Genomic DNA, 1,867 nt, shown 5'->3' on the forward strand with positions numbered 1-1,867 from the left:
CATCATGGCCGAGATCTCGGCCGCCTCGCAGGAACAGGCCGCCGGCATCGAGCAGGTCAACCAGACCATCGTGCAGATGGACGAGACCACCCAGCAGAACGCCGCGCTGGTCGAGGAAGCCTCGGCCGCCGCGCGTGCGATGGAGGAGCAGGCCTCAGGCCTGGCCGAGGCGATCGCGGTGTTTCATATCGACGCCGCCCACCTCGACGCTGCCGCTCGCCGGCCCGCTGGGGCGACGCCGTCGATCGCACCGGCAAGCACCCGCCCGGCGCCGCCTGCCGCAACGCCCAAGCGTTCCGTCCCCGCGCGCAAGGTGCCGGCAGCGGTGCTGGAGACCGACTGGGCGGAGTTCTGATCGCCGCCCGCCCCGACGCAGCGGCGTCGGGGCGGACGGCAACGGGCCTGCCGGCGCACGCCTCAATCTCGACGCATCGCGGCCGATACCGATGGCAGGCCCACTCCTGCCCCCCTCATGAATCCCGTCGCCGCCGTGCTCCGTGCGCTGTCCGATCTTCCGATGCAGCGCAAGTTTCTGATCCAGACCGCGCTCGTCGCGTCCGGGATCATCCTGCTCGCGGTCGTTGCGGCCCGCGTCCAGTTCGTCGACCTCAACCAGTCCCGCAAAGACGGCGTGGCATCGCAGGTCGGGATGGCGCTCAATATCGTCAACGAGTACGCCAGCCGCGCCGAGAATGGGGAACTGACCCTGGCGCAGGCCCAGGAGCGGGCCCTGCGCACGCTCGCCGCGATGCGCTCGGACGATGATGTCGACTACTTCTTCGTGACCGACGAACGGCCCACGATGCTGATGCATCCGCTGCATGCCGACCTGATCGGCAAGGACGTCTCGGCAATCACCGACACCGACGGCACGGCGATCTACAGCCGGTTCGTCGAGGTCGCGCGTGCCGGCGGCGGCAACGTCGACTACGTCTGGGCCAAACCCGGCGAGCAAGACCCGGTGCCCAAGACTGCCTACTCGGCGCTGTACGCGCCGTGGGGCTGGGTCGTGACCACCGGCGTCTACCTTGACGACACCCAATCCCAGGCGCTGACGTTCACCGCGATCATGACCATCGTCGGCGGTCTGCTGGTGCTGCTCAACGCCGGCATCGGCTGGCTGATCGGTCACTCGGTGCTCGAGCCGCTGGGGCGGGCGGTGAACGCGATCCGCGGCGTGGCCCGTGGCGATCTGAGCATGCGCACCGGCCACCAGGGCCGGGACGAGATCGGCCAGATGCTGCGCTCGACCGACGAGATGGTGCACATGCTCGAGCGGTTCTCCGAACAGACGCGCCAGATGATCCGCCAGCATGCGGGCGACGACATGCGGCATCGGATGCCGGTGGACTTTCCGGGCGTGTACGGCGAACTGGCCTCAGGCATCAATACCATGATGTTCGAGCACCTGGACGCGTTCGTCGAGGCGATCGACATTCTCAACGAGTATGCCAACGGCGACCTGTCGCGCGACGCCCGCCGCCTGCCCGCCAGCCGCGCGGTCCTGCACGACGCCATGGACGCCGCCAAGGCCAGCCTCATGGCGATCAACGGCGAGATCAACCGGCTGGCCGCTGCGGCCGCCGCCGGCGACTTCTCGGTCCGCGGCGACGACACGCGATTCCGCGATGACTTCGGGCGCATGATCCACAGCCTCAACGCGATGATGGCGACCAGCGATCGCAGCCTGAGCGAGCTCTCGCGCCTGCTGCAGTCGATCGCGGCCGGCGACCTGACCGCGCGCATGGACGGCGATTTCCACGGCGTGTTCGCCCGCATGCGCGACGACGCCAATGCCACCGTCGCCCAGCTCACCGCGATCGTCGCCCGCATCCAGGACGCCTCGGCCGCGATCGGCACCGCTTCG

At 69.1% G+C, this 1,867-nt stretch carries 1 protein-coding gene and 1 pseudogene; both read left to right on the forward strand.

What is annotated here, in order from left to right; translation table 11 throughout:
• A pseudogene (locus tag ABE488_RS17670) lies at positions 1–355 on the forward strand (hypothetical protein); the annotation flags it as partial.
• Between the two features lie 117 nt (positions 356–472).
• The coding region (locus ABE488_RS17675) for a cache domain-containing protein (protein WP_346449702.1) at positions 473–1,867 on the forward strand (1,395 nt) is incomplete at its 3' end.

It is taken from the genome of Luteimonas sp. TWI662, from assembly GCF_039673825.1.
In the GTDB taxonomy this organism is placed as follows: Bacteria; Pseudomonadota; Gammaproteobacteria; order Xanthomonadales; family Xanthomonadaceae; genus Luteimonas.